Below are 14,881 nucleotides of genomic sequence, written 5' to 3' on the forward strand. Positions count from 1 at the left end.
TTTGTAATGCGTTCGTTATTCCGCTATAGGGGGCATATCTGAAATAAGGTATGCCTCCTTATTCGTAAAAGTAATCATTGAGTAGGGCCAATTAATTTGTAATAATTGGTATTAACTAGATGGAGTTTAATGGAGTATGATTAAGGGGGATTAAGTGAGTAAAAAAAGTTTACTATTATATAGTTGTATTACGCTTTTAGTTGCTATGGGTTGGTTTGCCTACCAAAAAGCTACTGATAATACTTACGAGGGTATGTCAATTATCCCTGAAGAACACGAGGACATTCCTTTATTCGAGGGGTTAGAGCCGACTGAACACGAATATGTTATAGATGGTGATTATTGGTTGGATATTTATGATTTTTACTCAAAAGAACTACCAAAGCTTGGCTGGAATGTTGAATATGAAGGCTCTGCCCTTAATGATAAAGACCCAGAAAATGATTGGAGCGGCTTTTATTCTCGTTGGAGAAAAGAAGGATTCAACGGTGAATTAACTGTTTCAGCACACTATAACCAATTTGAAGAACAAACAGAAGTGAAATTTGACAAAACGCCAATACATAATACAACAATATGGATTAATTATACTCCAGAAAGCATTTGTATTTATGAAAGTCAGATGGATGAAAAATGCTCCAAAGTAACAGATCAAATTAAAATAGAGGAAATTGTAAATTTTATAAACGGTGCTATTGATTGGAATGAAGAAGTATTACCTCGTGAAAAAACAAGTATGATTGATTTTGGTGACATAAAAATAAAGGTTCTTTATGAAAATGAAGAGGAAATTTATTTTCAATCAAAAAAAGGTACAAAATTGATGAAACCAGATCCTGATTTCTTTAAACTTACAAACCTTCAATAAAGGTGTTTTTCATTTATACCAGCTAATAATGGGTTTCTACTTATTCCACATAAGGGGGCGTTGATCCAAGAAGGGTTACGCCTCTTTTTGCTTAATATCTAACTAGTGGGCAGTTTTAAGGAGTACTGGGAGTAGACGGATAATAAGTTCCTTTTAAAGACAATTGATATTCGGGTTAACCTAAGAAAATTTAAAACTAAATTAAGGAGCCAACAATTATGACCGAAGTATTTGAGTTAAAGAAGAATGATAGGTTTAAACTAATTAATGAAGTTGCCCTCAAATTACAACAGGAGATGAACACTACAGAAATTAACCTTTTTCTGAGTGGTTTTACCATTGAACATAATAATGAAACTATTGTTCCAAGTAAGAGAACTCATGTTATTAATTTATTATCAAAGGTTTCGGATTCAGTAGTTTTACAGGTAGCAAGCGGGTTAAATATTAACTTACATAACAATATAGAAGTAATAAACCAACTAGATAACTTATTACAAGAGAACTTTTTGAAGAATATTATTGATGATTTTAATCGCTCAGTATCAAATATTGAGAAAGATTCAGATCAAGCAATTGCAAGTGCTTCTTCAACACTAGAGAGTATATGTAAATCTTTGTTAGATTTTTTCTCCACAGATTATCCCAAAGATCAAAGTTTATCATCATTAGTTTCAAAGACTTTTTCTCTGTTAGACTTATCATCTGCTGCTCACTCGGATGCTGAAATAAAAAGGATTCTAGGAGGATTAACTAACGCAGGGTTAGGCATAGGAGTGCTAAGAACTGGATATAGTTCTGCTCATGGAAAAGGTAGTAAACAATACAGGTTAGGAAAAAGACATGCTAGGTTAGTTGTGAATAGCATGGCAACAATAGGAATATTTTTGTTGGAAACATACTACGAAAAATATAATATGGTTTAGAAAAGGGAGTTAAGATATGGTCGTAACAAATTTATGAGGGAACACCATTTTCAGTTGCTCCCTTTCAGAACTTTTATAGAATATCTTTATATTTATTCCTCCAGTTAAGGGGGTAATAATTAATAACTATCGCCTCCTAAAGAGAAAACACTAAATCTAAAATACATTAGAAGAAAGAGCTGGTCTAGCAAAAAATCTTATTCGGTCGAATAAATAGTAAAACCTGTGGTTATATCTGACCATAGGTTTTTTTACATCATGATGGTATTTATTTAAGGATACTTCCATATGCTAAACTCGAATTCCAAACTGAGAGAACACGCAAAGAAGAAAGGATTAGAGTGTAATGCTATTTGGAAAACTAAGTATTATTTTAAGTTTGGTGACCTCATTAAGTGCATCCCTTGATCATACAAATAACACTGAAAAGCCATACCCTACCTCTGTATTTCAACAGATGCATACTATGGGTTTTGATACGTCATCAAAATATAAATTATCTACAAAAGTAAACCAAAAAATTCAACTGGAAGATACTACAATCACAATAACAGATGTATTATATGATGGAATAAACATTTATATTGGATATCAAACACGCCCGTACAATAAGGTTTATCATGATTATCATTTTTCGTTTAAAGTGAACGGTAAACCAATGGATGGTTTCGGATACTCAATTGATCAACGAAAAATTAATAATTCACAGGGGGCTAACATTCTTACATTGACACCTCGAAATCCGCTTAATAGTGAGTTCGAATTGAGTTTATATTTGAATCAAAAAAACTCGAAACAAAATCTGACATCAAGCATGGTGGAATTACCGATTAAGAAAATAAAAGGGGTGAAATCATATTCGTTATCTTTAAATAAATCACTTCAAGGAAACAGATATAGCATTAAAAAGGTTGTGTTTAGCCCAATTGTTACAGCGATTATATTTGATGCGGAAATTTCAGTTCATGACCATAATAGCATTAAATATTTGCTTTTTAATAATGAAATTATGTTAAATCCTTTAGGAAGTGGAGGCGGAGGAGGGCCAGAGAAGGATGGCAAGATCGTGACCAGGAATATTGCCAGATTTGAGCCGCTCGAAAAACTTCCAAAACGTTTGGTATTTCAAGCCGTAAAAGTGCAAAATCCAAAGAATGGATCAAATAAGTTATTAGAAAAACCTTTATCAAAATTGCCATTATCATTGAAACAAGGCGAGGTAGGCTCCATAAAAGTAACTGAAATTAAAAATGGCAAAAACTATACTAAAATTTATTATGAAGTGGAGGGTAAAGAGCCCTATAAACAAGCCACTGCATTTTTCTTAAAAGATGATGCCAATCAAAAATATGATATGTTAAAACCACCTGATCGGTTAAGTGACGACGAATATAAGTTTGTTGCAACCTTTGAACCGACTAACCAAACAGATAATTTATCAATTGTGTCCGCCCAGTTGAAAAAGCCTGTAAGCATTGATACTTTTAAAGTAGAAATTAAGTTAGAAAAGTAAAGGTTTTCCTATATATGAGTAAATATTTTTTTGATTTATCACTATTAGTTATTCCAGAAAAGGGCGCGATTGTGGAATAAAACTTAGATTTTTAAAAGACTTTATTGTTACATCTACGAAGTGTTATTCAGCAATTGCACCAAAAATTAAACAACTTTATTTTGTAAACCGTTCAAAGATGTGAACGGTGTAATCGTATTTGCGGCTTCAAAATTAAATAACTTTATTGTAATTAAACAATAAAAATGACACCAACTGAGTTTGAAAATAGAATGGTAAAAAAAGAGTTAGATCCTAGCAAATCAGTAATTGCATTATAACCACTAATAATATAAAAACACAGCTATTTACTGCAAGTGCTTACTATATGGCATGGCGAAAAATTTTACCGCAGAAAACCTAATGAAACATAAATTAAATATAATATGGAAACTTATAAGTGGAGGGAACGACAACATTTTTTTGTCATCTAAGACAACAGAATTTGTCATTAAACATTGTGAGTTAAATACGGTGTCCACTTGCTTAAAAAATTAGTTTACATAATAATAATTATACGCACCAATTTTAAAACAAAGAAAAATCGTCTCAAAACCAAGTAAACTATGGATAATGAGACGATAATGAAAAAATCACTTTATTTCTTTTTTTCTTCCTCTATAGCCGGTAACCAAAATTCTACGAGTTCTTCTTCATGGATGAAGTTTTCAATGTCCGCGGCTTTTTTGCCATCGACCATGTGTGCGTATCCAAGAATTTCACCGTCGTTTTTATTTATAGCGATGTCAAGATCATTCAAGATACCCTTTAAATAACGCATTGCTGTTTTCATTCTTTCACTTGGTTGTTTCCATTGATCAACATGTGCTTGTGGCCATTCGCCTTTTGGTAGGTCGAGGTGTTCGTATCGTTCCTTTTCTTCCATATGAATTACAATTGTTAGATTCTTAATATTTTCGAAATCCTTTTCAATCGCTTCACCTTCAACATCGATATACCAAATAGAACCTCTTAAAATGTGTGAACCCATTGCTCGATAGTACATTTCGTCATCGTATTGTTCTGGTACCGGCGCATGCAACATCTCATTATTGATCCGGATCAACTTTTTTGCACTGTTGGTTTCATGATCAGGAACAGTTCCGACGTCGGTTACATCTTTCCAGTTTTTGTCCAACCCGGCATCGTTTGTAGGTTGGTCGTCAGAAGCTGCATTAGTTGGAGTATCATTACTTGGGTTATTGTTACCATCGTCATTCTTAGAAATATCAGGCGCCACTGCAGATTGATCGGGATTCGAACCAATCCCTTCATTCAACAATACTGCACCAAGTCCGAACAATAAAATCACAGTTGCAGTACTATAGAATATCCTTTTCAAGAATTGATTACTTGCTGGATTCTTTGTTGTTAATGAGTGTAGCACTTTTTGCTTTTCGTTATTTAAAAAACGGATTTCTCCATAAATGTCCTGATCTAAATCCTTTTTGAGTTTGTTAAATTCTTTTTCACTCATGTTCAATACCTCTCCTTTCAAATTCCTTTTTCAACTGTTCCTTTCCTCTACTTAATCTTGTTTTGACTGTATTTTCGTTCAACTGCGTTATTTCGCTGATTTCTTTGATTTTCAAACCTTCATAGTAGAACATATAAATAATGGTTCTATATTTTGGATTTAATGACATCAATGATTGGGTCACACTTGATCGTCTGTCCTTGTCAATTAGTTTTAGCTCAGGGTTTTTTTCATTTGACTTAATTGCAAACTTCTTCATTGGTAGTAACCGCTTAAAAGCACTGCTTTTCAACACGTCTTTCGATTTGTTGATTGTAATCCTGAAAATCCAAGTTTTATAGCTCGATCTTTCTTCAAATTGATGGAGGTTATAATAGCAAGAAATAAAAACATCTTGTGCAATATCTTCTGCAGTGCTTAGGTCTTTGACATATGTAAAAGCTAGTTTTTTTACCATATCACCATATGAATCCATCAATTCAATAAGCGTTTCTTCTTTGGATATCATGTTATTCAATGGTAGTTCTTCAATCTTAGGCATTTATAAATCACAACCTTCTTGTGGACATACTTCATTTAAACCACTTCCTTTAAATTTGATGTAACTTAGACGAGGGACTTTTAAAAAGGTTTCAACATTTTCTGCTCTATTTAAATAAAGGAAATAGCACCTAAAGGGTTAAAAAATTCAGCTATACTCTCGAAGTATATGGTTATCGAGTTTTAGGGGAATTATATGAAAGACCATTATCGTAATAAAATGAAGGAAATATGGAGAGCAAGCATCTCGAAGAAGAAAACAAAAGATGGCGTGAACACTACGAGGCAGGCTCACATCTCTATAGAAAAAACCAACCAAGTACTAATAAAGACAGAGCACATTTGTCTCTTACCCATAAGACAAAGCTCTGTCTTTATAGTTATACTCGAATCTACTTTTGTTGAAACCATTTTATCAGTGCTTGGGTCCCCTTCTCTTCTTCGCCTTTTTCCGCTAATGATTGATAAAGAGATAGCGATAATTCAAGTCCAGGCGTCAACATTTCCATATCCTTTGCTGATTCAAGCGCAATGCTCATATCTTTTATAAAATGTTTGATATAGAATCCAGGATCATAATCATCCCTAATCATTCGAGGAGCTAAGTTACTTAAGGACCAGCTACCTGCAGCACCAGTTGTAATACTCTCAAGCACTTTCAAAGGATCCAAACCTGCTTTTTCCGCATACACAATCGCTTCGCATACACCGATCATATTCGAAGCGATCGCAATCTGGTTGCACAGTTTAGTATGTTGCCCGGAACCTGCATTTCCCTGAAGAACGATATTTTCTCCCATCACGTCAAAGATTGGTTTTACGGCATCAAACACTTCCGGATCACCACCAACCATTATCGCCAACTTCCCGCTTTTAGCCCCGATATCACCACCGGACACAGGAGCATCAAGTGAATGGACATGTCTAGAATGCGCTTCTTCATAGATTTTTTCAGCCAAGGAAGGACTTGACGTAGTCATGTCGATGATATAAGAATTTGCAATCGCGTTCTTTATGATCCCTTTCTCTCCAAAGTATATTTCCTCTACATCACTTGGGTAACCGACCATAGAGATGGTGACATTTGCTTCAGAGGCAAGATCAGCTACAGAATCCTTCCATATGGCCCCTTTTTCGATAAGTTCTTCCGCCTTCGCTTTGGTTCGTGTATGTACAAGGACCGAATATCCTTCATTCAATAAGTTATTAGCCATGCTCTTTCCCATAACACCTGTTCCAACAAAACCTATCGTTGATAAATTTTCACTCACCACGATCAAACTCACCTCTCCATTCTACCATTACGATAACGATCCACACTTTCTCGTATCCTTGGATATCGTTTATTTGGTAACTTCTTCTTTTACCTTTTCTTCCTTTACTTTTAAAAGTTGTCGGAAGCCGAAGGTAATCCCTTTTACTTCGCCTTCATCATCATATAACATCCGTAAAGGAGCTTCAGAATCCTTTAGATCGACGACAAAAAGACTTTCACCAACAGCACGGATTGGATAGCTTTCGTCTAGAGTCGTAAACGTTAGTTTTCCTTCCTCGAGTCCAATCACTATTTGAGCACCTTCATTTGTCGTATATTGACCCGTATATTGAGGAAGGTGTTTTTCAGCAATCTCATAATCTTTGAATGTATTGTGTGTCGAGTCGACAGGAAGCCCTTGTATACAGTTCAAAGCAGATAACGCCAGTTTGTATGCAGGAACCCCTGCCAGGTTCGTGAGAATAATTCCAGATAACCCTTTTTCCGGGACCATCACCAGCTGTGAAGAAATCGCCTTTAGACTGCCACCATGCTCGACCAATTTTACACCATGAAAATCAGGTGTAATCATCAATCCGTAACCATAGTACCTCCCTGGTTCACATTCAACATAGGGTTCCGTCATTTGCTTGACGCTTTCTACAGAAAGAATTCTCGCTTTGCCAACTACACCAGCATTTTGGAAAATTCCAGCGTACTTCAGCATGTCTCGAACCGTTGATTTCAAAAAACCTGCCGCTCTCATCGATGGAGCATCCCACCAAATCGGAGCTGCGTATACTTCCTTTTTTCCGTCTTCATTTTTCGTCGCATAAAGGTTCGTTATATCGTGGTATCCTTCAAGATCATCCAAGTCAAATGTACTATTGTCCATCCCAGCCGGTTGCAAGATCTGTTCTTTTATATACATTTCATAGGATTTACCGCTGACTCGCTCGATAATTGCCCCGAGTAAGGCATAACCATCATTCGAATAACTGAATTCTGTCCCAGGTTTCCCTAGTAATTCAAACTCTGAATTAGCGATGAATTCCATTAACTCCTCGTATGTATCAATTGGCTCTTCCTTTTCCTTGTCCCATTTTAGTCCAGGATAATCCCCGACAGATGTATCTGATTCCATACTTCGTTTCATTGCAAAGACCAAAGAAGACAACGGTGGTAACCCGGAGGTATGTGTCATTAAGTGGTGAACTGTAATTTGCGGAATTCTTGTTTTATCAGGGGTTTGAAATTCCGGCAAATATTTTACGATTGGATCGTGAACCGATAACCTCCCTTGTTCTTGCAGCTGCATGATTGCTACACACGTAAAGGACTTCGTTACAGAGGCAATTCCAAACACCGTATCAGATGTTACACCCAGCTGTTTTTCAACATCACGATATCCAAACCCTTTCTCATACAAAGGCACCCCATCCCTTGCAAAACCGATGGCCGCACCTGGAAGTTCATATTTATTAATGACCTTTTCCACATATCCTTCAAACGAATCGATCCATCTCTTATTTTCCATCTACTATTCTCCCATCAATATTTAGATTTTGTTCTAATTTTCCGATAAAAGAATTGCTCACTTGTCCTGTTATATGGATTCAATCTTGTACTTCTCCATTGTCTGTATTCGGCACTATGTCGTGAGAATCCTTTCAAGGTTTGATGAAGAGCGTTAATGCTCGCATTATGTATAAATTTTACTATTTTTTCATAGGATAAAAAGGTGATGATAGTCTTGCGTCGAATTAACTAATTAACGATAAATATGGGGGTTATCGAATGTATAATCATCGTCAAGATATACCGTTTCATGATGTTCCGACATTTGAGAATATTAAAAACGACAATCATTTAAACGATTCTGTACTCGATTATCAAAATGGGGCTGTTCCTTCAAAGTTCCATTCCTACGATTACTCTATGGCTGTTCCTCTCGATCAAGTTCCATACAAGCCTCACGACGAATAGCAAATAATAGAGCCCTGGGCGTAACCCTGGGCTCTTTGCTTTTAAAATTGCTTTGCGATTGTTTTTGCTTTTTCAATTGCATCTTGTTTGATTTGTTCTGCCTTATCTGGCATTGCTGCATGTCCTTCTGCAATCAAGGATTCCATATCATTAACACCTAGAAAACTCATAACATTACGAATGTAACGGTCTCCCATTTCAAGTTCTGCTGCAGGACCTTCTGAATAAATCCCTCCACGAGCTTGAATGTGAAGTGCTTTTTTATCTCCTAAAAGCCCGACCGGCCCTTCTTCTGTATACTTGAACGTTTGACCCGCAATTGCCACTGTATCGATATACGCCTTCATTTTTGGTGGGACACTGAAGTTCCAGAGCGGTGTAACGAAAATGTATTTATCCGCATTTTTAAACTGTTCTGTAAGAGCATTGATTCGTCTTACCTTATCCTTTTCGTCGGCGGATAGCTCATCGTATGCCGTACCTTGCTGCAATTTTCCCCAGCCATTGAATACATCTGTATCGATATAAGGAATGTCATATTGGTAAAGATCCAGACGGATGACTTCATCTTCTGGATTCGCCTCTCTGTAGGCATTCACGAATTCTTCCCCTACAGAAAGTCCGAACGAATCCTCAACCGATTTTGGATTTGCTGAAATGTAAAGTACTTCTGCCATTTTGTATAGTTCCTCCTATATATGATTGATTAGTTACTTACTTTATGTAACGTAACAGTTAGTATACTATCACGTTTCCTATGTATTTCAAATTGATATGCTCAGAAAAAAGCTGGTGGCTCCAGCTTTTTAAAAAATCGGTAATCCGTCTAAATTATTGTCTCTCCGGTTATCGGGATTCGAACGAATATACGTTTCTCCATCCTCTTCCCTGACAACATTAACGCCTTCAATCATCTCATCATCGATTTCTTTGATCGCTTCTTCATAGGGCACTTCTCGGCCAGAGCTTGTCTGAAACATTTGAATTTTTCCATTGTCATCTTTTCGTACCGCTGTAAAACGTTCCTTTGCCATCAACTATCCCTCCTTTTGTTCTAGTGTTTTTCGAGCATTCATGAAATATACAGGTTGGGATTAGAAATTTGGAAGTTTATGATAAAATAAACATATAAAAGTATTGAAAAAGGGGGGACATAATGGACGGTTTTTGGGTCTTACTAGGTTTACTTGCACTTTTGGCTCTTCCAATCCTATGGGGGATAATAAAATCCAAGTTCGGAATCGGAAACCAATTTTATGGGGATGAAATGAATAAGAAAGCGTTCAAACGAACAAAACGTGATGAATCCTATGAAAAAACAACCTCTGCCTCAAGGGGGCAAGATGGTCCGTTTGGGAACGGTTGATCAAGCATACGATCGTAAAGCTGATATTTCCAAATAAAAAGAGCCAATTCAGGCTCTTTTCTATTGCTCATTCCTATTATAAATTGTTATCTAACGTTGTTGTTTCAGCATTTAGATTATCTTCTGGGTGATCTCCAATGACTTTACCGATTTTCCTGATCAATAAAAGAAAGCTGATTTCCATAATGAGGCTCAGAACAACAAAAACGACTGACAGGGCTATCAATAAATCGTTTGACAGGTTCATAGTAAACGATTGGAAAATAGTTAAAACAAACATTACGCTCATGTATATCTTGAACGTATTAGAAGCCCTTCTTATCAGGGATTCCGCTCCCAGGTTGTTAACGATTTTCATTAATAGCTGAAAAACATAAAACACGAGAATTAATTTTAGAATGCCAAGTACGATCATATACATTGGCCAAATTGAAAAGGCAGTTATCTGCCCGAACTGATTCAACGAAGTTGTTTGTTGAAGAAAGACAGTCGGGACAGATATGAAAATTATGAACATCGATAAGTTTTTTGCGTTTTTTCCAAATTGATAATCTTCAACAATTTTACTAATCCCTGAAAAAATAAAATAATAACCGATTGGATCAGGAAGGAGATCAATTGCTATAATATGAATCTCGATAAGAACCAACAAGAATCCCCAGAAAATCTTTCGGTAGCTTGAACTCATTCAGACCCCCCTCCTTTCTTTTCGATGATTTTATCGACATCTTCTTCATCTAGGAACGGGTGATCAATTATCGGTGTAGGTCTAATGAATGTTTCTCCATCGGTAGTCTCCCCTTTTAACTTTATACCAAATTGAAAATAGCTTTGACGATCTGGATTAAATAATATACTTAATCTAAGTAAATCGTCTTCCTTGAATTCAATTGGGTACAATTCATCGACGAGTGAAGATACACCTGGGATATCACTCCATTTCTTATCCCTGGCGTCCATATACCATTCAGGTCTGATTCCCTTTTTTGTCATTTTCTGTGACTGTTTCAATTTTTGTTGATCTAAGTCCAACTTAATTGCAATATCATTCGCTACCTCATTGGCAAAAGGAACCGTAATATCCTGTATGGCGAATGCTTGAGTTGCTGATAACATCTTTTCACTACCATGCTGGTTGCTGCTTCCACTCATAAGCATTTCAAACATTGGTATGTATTGTAGTTTAGGTAAAATCACTACCTTCCCTATATCACTTTGCATTACTGTGCCATTCGTGAAATGTACCGTCATTGTTTCAAATGACCAATGTTCCTCCCCGGTTAAATGAATTTTGTCTATAGGCATCTTTATAAGAACCGATCGTAATTGCTGATGCCTAAATTCCCTTTCAAAATGAACAGGGTTATTATCTGTGAACATCTCAAATCCGCCATTTTCCACAGGAAACGCTCGAACATCATCCATTTCAACAAAATTGACCTGTGACTGATCATTCTTATTCGCTAAATAGTAAAACTTCAAACCGAGGTTTTCTTCCGCTGGAACTTCATAATAATGATCTAGAAAAATGGGTTCTTCTACCTGTTGGGACTGAAGATATGTATAGTTTCCGATCCATGATATGATTACAATTAAAAGCGCTCCCCATAAAAACTTCTCTTTCAACTTTATCCCCCTCCTTCTAATCTATGCCTACTACATTTTACCATAATCTAATTGTTAGATAGCTAGTCCCTCACCTATACAAGGGATTTTTCATAATGTAATGCAGTCTATAAAAAGGGGATGAAGTATATATGAGCAATCAAATGTACGAGCGTGCTGTTCTCGATATGAAAAGAGGCGATGTAAACGGCGATCGTATACAGGATACGATTTATTTGACTGGGTCTAAGGCTTTCCCAGACAGCCCTTTTTACGAGAAAATTACATTGTGGGTCCATGACGGCAGGACAGGTAAACGAACGGAAATCCCACTCAAAACAAATATGGGATACCACCCGACGCTTTTCTTAGGTGATTTTACGAAAGATCGTGTAGATGACATTTTGATTCGCATGGATTCTGGTGGTTCTGGCGGAATGTCCTATGACTATATTTATTCCTTTCTAAACAATCAACCTAATAAGCTATTTGACTATGAAGTGTTTAACAATCAAGATTCGTATGAGGTAACCTATTTAGATGGTTATAAAGCAAGGGTGAAGAACAAGAATTCTGGTGATTCGTTCATCATCGATCTACAATACAAAGGAAAAGAATATTTATCGGAAATCTATGACCAAAATGGGAAACTGAAGCAACCGATCAGCGGATGGGTGAATCCTCTCGGTGAAGTATATCCGGTCGACTTTCAACGGGATGGCACTTATGAGCTTTTAACGTACCAGCGGATTGCAGGACGTTACAATGCTGATGGTATTGGTTTACTAAATACGTATTTAGAATGGAAAAACGGCAAATTTGCCCCTTATAACCAGACCGTCTCAATTTTTGGTTAGTACACGATTACAAATCGTACTACAAAAATTAAAAAAGCGGGTGAACACCTTGATAAAGTTTCGACCCGCTTAACTATTTTCAAATGTTGGTAACGCTTTGTATAATTAAATTTTTTCTCCGGTATACACTTAGTACCAGCCCGATAATAGCAGCATTCAGAACAATTGGCGCAAGTCCATAACTGATGAAAGGTAATGGAATCGATGTAATCGGAAAAACACCTACTGCCATTCCAATATTTCCAATCATAGCTGTAGCAAACAGACTGAGGGAACCTACGATTAGCATGCTCCCAAAAGGATCATGAATTTTACGATAGATGAACGAAATTCGAATCGTTATTGATACAAGTAACAAAACTAAACTGATCGCAAACACCCATCCAAACGAGTATGTAAAAGCGACAAAAACAAAGTTTGTATGTGCTTCAGGAATGTATTCGCCTTCTACAATTGAATTTCCAAACCAACCAGCTGTCGTGATTAGGTCATTTATTTTTAAATAAATGTAACCGCCAGTATCTGCATACTTTTCAGGGTGTAAGAATGCCTCTATTCGTTCAATATGATACTCCTGTAACGAAAATACAAAACTCGAGATCATGACAATCCACGTTATCACTAATGAAGCCCATATCTTAATCTCCTTTTTGTATAGGCTTCTGATTAACATCATACAACTTACTAAAGTGATATACATTCCAAGAAATTGGATATCATTAGTAGTTCCAATCAACATTACAGAAACGAAAAACATTCCAAAATACTGCAAAATGTTGAATTTCTCTTTTTGAAGAACATCAACCCATGCGATCATAAAAATAGGCAGGGTCAAAACCGGACTTATAATGAATGGACCAATTTCGAAAAATCTTGTTCCGTTTATCCTTGTAATCATCCAGTTAACATTTATAAAAACAAGGACAACACATCCAAAAAGGAAGAACAACCATCCTCTACCTTTAAGTTTTCTATAATCGAACAACATCATTGCTATCAAAATGATGACTCCTATTACTACATCAATAACTTTACTCGACAGTAGATTCACAGCTTCAAATAAAGGCTCTAGAACAATCAAAGGTAAAAACCCTATTCCCAATACGATACTGATGAGTCCCATCAAGATCCAATCGATTTTCGGCCGATGTATTTTGTTCAAGCGATGTCCTAATTGGGTTGGACTTCCCATTTGGAGAACTGCTTTTTCTTCTGCGTGGTCAACCGATTCCCCTTTCTTCATAAATAGCTGCTTTGCTTCTTCAATATGGTGATGCAGCTCTTTCTTAACATATTCTTTTGCTTCTTTTGAACGTATTTGCTGAGTAACCTCATTCAAAAACTGTTTCTTATTTGTCATCATATCACCCCTCGAACAACTCATTGAAGGCAAGACATTTAGACGAGGTCTTGTGTTCCTGTGACTGTAAAATCTTTGTCCCTTTTTTAGTAAGAGCATAATATTTTTTTTCAGAGGTCCAGGTGGAACTAATCAAACCTTTTTGTTCCCACCGATGTAGGAACGTGTATATTGAACCATTTTGTTTTTCGAAGTTATCAATCCCTCTTGAACGAAAAAGATTGGTCAATTCAAAGCCTGTTTTCTTAGATTTTAGAAGGTGAAGGACGATGGGTAACAATTCTTCTTCCGATAGATGATTGGTTTCCAGTTCATCGAATACCGATTGCTTTAATCGACATGAGAACCGTATATTTTTCAACTCTTTTTCTTGCAAATTTTTTCGTAAACCTTTTAACCGATTTTCCATCCTAACCCTCCTCAAGTAGTACTTTTAATAATTCTTTTCCACGGCGAAGTCTTGTTTTTATAGTAGCTTCTTTAACCTCAATTAGTTGAGATATTTCCTTGATGCATCTTTCCTCGAAATAGAAGAGATAGATGACTTCTTTATAGTTGACTGGAAGGTTGAACACCGCGTCAATTAATGATTCTTCCTCATCTTTCTTTAATATAGCTTGTTCAACCTCTTGCTTGCCTGTCGCAATCGGATGTGAGTTATCCTTTGTTAATTGAACCTTCTGAAAATACCAGCTTTTCAAGTAATCTTTGCAATGGTTGATTGCAATCCTCCATAACCAGGTACGTAATTTGGAATTCTTTTTGTATGTATGTAGTGACTTGTAACATTTCACGAAAATTTCTTGAGTTAGGTCTTCAGCAATCGCTTTATCGCGTACATACGAATAGGAGAGTTGTAGGATTTCATCACCATAGGAATCCATGATTGTTTCTAATGCCCTTTTCCTGTCTTCAATCGCTATTCCATCTGAAGCAAAATCAATTAGTGCAACCTCATCCAAGTTTATCCCCCCTTTTTGTCTGTATCTTTGACGATTTTAATTAGTTGAAAGTTTTAGTGAAATTGGATTTTTTAAAGAAGCGCATTTGCCCTATAAACAGTGAAGATATTATATTAGCACTAACATT

General features: G+C 36.2%; 17 protein-coding genes. 6 read left to right on the forward strand and 11 right to left on the reverse strand.

Annotated elements, in window-relative coordinates; genetic code table 11:
• The first annotated feature begins 154 nt into the window (after window positions 1-154).
• The 3 genes from MOJ78_RS11815 to MOJ78_RS11825 all read left to right on the forward strand — a co-directional run bounded on the left by MOJ78_RS11815 (window position 155) and on the right by MOJ78_RS11825 (window position 3,307).
• Window positions 155-868, forward strand: coding sequence for a hypothetical protein (locus MOJ78_RS11815; protein WP_304977545.1), 714 nt, complete (start codon window positions 155-157; stop codon window positions 866-868).
• 218 nt (window positions 869-1,086) lie between these two features.
• Window positions 1,087-1,794 (forward strand): abortive infection family protein, encoded by a 708-nt coding sequence (locus MOJ78_RS11820; RefSeq protein ID WP_304977546.1) that lies wholly within the window; start codon window positions 1,087-1,089, stop codon window positions 1,792-1,794.
• A gap of 346 nt (window positions 1,795-2,140) precedes the next feature.
• The gene (locus MOJ78_RS11825; protein WP_304977547.1) at window positions 2,141-3,307 is read left to right on the forward strand and encodes a DUF4179 domain-containing protein; all 1,167 of its coding nucleotides are present in this window, start codon (window positions 2,141-2,143) and stop codon (window positions 3,305-3,307) included.
• 637 nt (window positions 3,308-3,944) lie between these two features.
• Here MOJ78_RS11825 and MOJ78_RS11830 read toward each other — a convergent pair.
• The 4 genes from MOJ78_RS11830 to MOJ78_RS11845 all read right to left on the reverse strand — a co-directional run bounded on the left by MOJ78_RS11830 (window position 3,945) and on the right by MOJ78_RS11845 (window position 8,155).
• Window positions 3,945-4,823 (reverse strand): hypothetical protein, encoded by an 879-nt coding sequence (locus MOJ78_RS11830; protein WP_304977548.1) that lies wholly within the window; start codon window positions 4,821-4,823, stop codon window positions 3,945-3,947.
• Window positions 4,816-5,364, reverse strand: a complete 549-nt coding sequence (locus MOJ78_RS11835) for a sigma-70 family RNA polymerase sigma factor (RefSeq protein WP_304977549.1) — start codon at window positions 5,362-5,364, stop codon at window positions 4,816-4,818. Before MOJ78_RS11835 ends, MOJ78_RS11830 begins: the two co-directional genes overlap by 8 nt.
• Window positions 5,365-5,755: 391 nt before the next feature.
• Window positions 5,756-6,637, reverse strand: a complete 882-nt coding sequence (locus MOJ78_RS11840; protein WP_370529713.1) for an NAD(P)-dependent oxidoreductase — start codon at window positions 6,635-6,637, stop codon at window positions 5,756-5,758.
• Window positions 6,638-6,706: 69 nt separating this feature from the next.
• Window positions 6,707-8,155, reverse strand: coding sequence for a serine hydrolase domain-containing protein (locus MOJ78_RS11845; protein ID WP_304977550.1), 1,449 nt, complete (start codon window positions 8,153-8,155; stop codon window positions 6,707-6,709).
• A 260-nt stretch (window positions 8,156-8,415) separates the two neighbouring features.
• Here MOJ78_RS11845 and MOJ78_RS11850 point away from each other — a divergent pair, with 260 nt between their 5' ends.
• A complete protein-coding gene (locus tag MOJ78_RS11850; RefSeq protein WP_304977551.1) occupies window positions 8,416-8,604 on the forward strand; it encodes a hypothetical protein in 189 nt (62 codons plus the stop codon).
• Window positions 8,605-8,645: 41 nt separating this feature from the next.
• Here MOJ78_RS11850 and MOJ78_RS11855 read toward each other — a convergent pair whose 3' ends face one another.
• Window positions 8,646-9,281, reverse strand: coding sequence for an FMN-dependent NADH-azoreductase (locus MOJ78_RS11855; RefSeq protein ID WP_304977552.1), 636 nt, complete (start codon window positions 9,279-9,281; stop codon window positions 8,646-8,648).
• A gap of 129 nt (window positions 9,282-9,410) precedes the next feature.
• The gene (locus tag MOJ78_RS11860) at window positions 9,411-9,638 is read right to left on the reverse strand and encodes a DUF3892 domain-containing protein (RefSeq protein WP_304977553.1); all 228 of its coding nucleotides are present in this window, start codon (window positions 9,636-9,638) and stop codon (window positions 9,411-9,413) included.
• Between the two features lie 122 nt (window positions 9,639-9,760).
• Between MOJ78_RS11860 and MOJ78_RS11865 the strand changes: the two genes are divergently transcribed.
• A complete protein-coding gene (locus MOJ78_RS11865) occupies window positions 9,761-9,970 on the forward strand; it encodes a hypothetical protein (RefSeq protein WP_304977554.1) in 210 nt (69 codons plus the stop codon).
• Between the two features lie 76 nt (window positions 9,971-10,046).
• On the opposite strand, the gene MOJ78_RS11870 is transcribed toward MOJ78_RS11865, so the two are convergent.
• Together MOJ78_RS11870 and MOJ78_RS11875 are read right to left on the reverse strand one after the other, a co-directional pair.
• Complete coding sequence (locus MOJ78_RS11870; protein ID WP_304977555.1) at window positions 10,047-10,658, reverse strand: hypothetical protein; 612 nt, start codon at window positions 10,656-10,658, stop codon at window positions 10,047-10,049.
• Window positions 10,655-11,596 (reverse strand): hypothetical protein, encoded by a 942-nt coding sequence (locus tag MOJ78_RS11875; protein ID WP_304977556.1) that lies wholly within the window; start codon window positions 11,594-11,596, stop codon window positions 10,655-10,657. The genes MOJ78_RS11870 and MOJ78_RS11875 overlap by 4 nt, the downstream gene beginning before the upstream one ends.
• A 131-nt stretch (window positions 11,597-11,727) precedes the next feature.
• Between MOJ78_RS11875 and MOJ78_RS11880 the strand changes: the two genes are divergently transcribed.
• Window positions 11,728-12,432 carry a YybI family spore inner coat protein gene (locus tag MOJ78_RS11880; protein WP_304977557.1) on the forward strand — a complete coding sequence of 235 codons (705 nt, stop codon included), beginning with the start codon at window positions 11,728-11,730 and terminating at the stop codon, window positions 12,430-12,432.
• Between the two features lie 79 nt (window positions 12,433-12,511).
• On the opposite strand, the gene MOJ78_RS11885 is transcribed toward MOJ78_RS11880, so the two are convergent.
• From MOJ78_RS11885 to MOJ78_RS11895, 3 genes are read right to left on the reverse strand one after another with little or no spacing between them, the layout of a single operon-like run.
• Window positions 12,512-13,792: an FtsW/RodA/SpoVE family cell cycle protein gene (locus MOJ78_RS11885; RefSeq protein ID WP_304977558.1), complete on the reverse strand. Its 1,281-nt coding sequence runs from the start codon at window positions 13,790-13,792 to the stop codon at window positions 12,512-12,514.
• 4 nt (window positions 13,793-13,796) lie between these two features.
• Window positions 13,797-14,201: a PadR family transcriptional regulator gene (locus MOJ78_RS11890; protein WP_304977559.1), complete on the reverse strand. Its 405-nt coding sequence runs from the start codon at window positions 14,199-14,201 to the stop codon at window positions 13,797-13,799.
• A gap of 1 nt (window position 14,202) precedes the next feature.
• Entirely contained in the window at window positions 14,203-14,754 is a 552-nt protein-coding gene (locus MOJ78_RS11895; RefSeq protein ID WP_370529714.1) for a sigma-70 family RNA polymerase sigma factor, read from the reverse strand.
• Window positions 14,755-14,881 lie beyond the last annotated feature (127 nt).

This window comes from Alkalihalobacillus sp. AL-G, assembly GCF_030643805.1.
Lineage (GTDB): Bacteria > Bacillota > Bacilli > Bacillales > Fictibacillaceae > Pseudalkalibacillus.

What these genes read in the sequence shown, in the direction of transcription:
- MOJ78_RS11820 (WP_304977546.1), top strand. Translation starts at nt 1,087, where the DNA reads ATGACCGAAGTATTTGAGTTAAAGAAGAATGATAGGTTTAAACTAATT.
- MOJ78_RS11825 (WP_304977547.1), top strand. Translation starts at nt 2,141, where the DNA reads ATGCTATTTGGAAAACTAAGTATTATTTTAAGTTTGGTGACCTCATTA.
- MOJ78_RS11830 (WP_304977548.1), bottom strand. Translation starts at nt 4,823, where the DNA reads ATGAGTGAAAAAGAATTTAACAAACTCAAAAAGGATTTAGATCAGGAC.
- MOJ78_RS11835 (WP_304977549.1), bottom strand. Translation starts at nt 5,364, where the DNA reads ATGCCTAAGATTGAAGAACTACCATTGAATAACATGATATCCAAAGAA.
- MOJ78_RS11845 (WP_304977550.1), bottom strand. Translation starts at nt 8,155, where the DNA reads ATGGAAAATAAGAGATGGATCGATTCGTTTGAAGGATATGTGGAAAAG.
- MOJ78_RS11850 (WP_304977551.1), top strand. Translation starts at nt 8,416, where the DNA reads ATGTATAATCATCGTCAAGATATACCGTTTCATGATGTTCCGACATTT.
- MOJ78_RS11855 (WP_304977552.1), bottom strand. Translation starts at nt 9,281, where the DNA reads ATGGCAGAAGTACTTTACATTTCAGCAAATCCAAAATCGGTTGAGGAT.
- MOJ78_RS11860 (WP_304977553.1), bottom strand. Translation starts at nt 9,638, where the DNA reads ATGGCAAAGGAACGTTTTACAGCGGTACGAAAAGATGACAATGGAAAA.
- MOJ78_RS11865 (WP_304977554.1), top strand. Translation starts at nt 9,761, where the DNA reads ATGGACGGTTTTTGGGTCTTACTAGGTTTACTTGCACTTTTGGCTCTT.
- MOJ78_RS11870 (WP_304977555.1), bottom strand. Translation starts at nt 10,658, where the DNA reads ATGAGTTCAAGCTACCGAAAGATTTTCTGGGGATTCTTGTTGGTTCTT.
- MOJ78_RS11880 (WP_304977557.1), top strand. Translation starts at nt 11,728, where the DNA reads ATGAGCAATCAAATGTACGAGCGTGCTGTTCTCGATATGAAAAGAGGC.
- MOJ78_RS11885 (WP_304977558.1), bottom strand. Translation starts at nt 13,792, where the DNA reads ATGACAAATAAGAAACAGTTTTTGAATGAGGTTACTCAGCAAATACGT.
- MOJ78_RS11890 (WP_304977559.1), bottom strand. Translation starts at nt 14,201, where the DNA reads ATGGAAAATCGGTTAAAAGGTTTACGAAAAAATTTGCAAGAAAAAGAG.